The 452-nt window shown below is 65.9% G+C and carries 1 protein-coding gene; it reads left to right on the top strand.

What is annotated here, in order from left to right; translation table 11 throughout:
• Positions 1 to 452: glycoside hydrolase family protein (locus JFB92_RS21425; RefSeq protein WP_199043400.1), on the top strand; the 452-nt coding region annotated here is incomplete at both ends.

The raw sequence follows: 452 nt of genomic DNA, 5'->3' as shown, positions 1-452 counted from the left end.
GCCCAGACCTATGCCGCCTATGCCATGGGCTACTTCAAGGAATCGCCCGACGAGACCGACGACAGCTACGCCCTCCATCTCGCCGTCAGCGACGACGCCCGGAGGTGGGTGCCGCTGAACCAGAACGATCCGGTCGCCGTCCCCACGGCGGGAACCGGCGGACTCCGCGACCCGTTCATCCTCCGCCGCCAGGACGGCGGCTTCGCCGTCCTCGCCACCGACCTCAAGGGACGCGTCTTCAACCTCGACAACCAGTACATCCACGTCTGGGACTCGACCGATCTGACCGGTTTCACCGGTTACCGGCGAGTCCACCTGCACAACATGGACACGCACTCGTGGGCGCCCACCGCATTCTGGGACGCCGGACTCGGCCGGTACGCGGTGGTCTACTCCGCCTACAACGGCACGCGCGACGTCCTCATGGTCAACTACACCACCGATTTCGTCGA

This window comes from Glycomyces salinus, assembly GCF_016428645.1.
GTDB lineage: Bacteria > Actinomycetota > Actinomycetes > Mycobacteriales > Micromonosporaceae > Glycomyces > Glycomyces salinus.
This window is presented reverse-complemented; position numbering and strand designations above follow the sequence as displayed.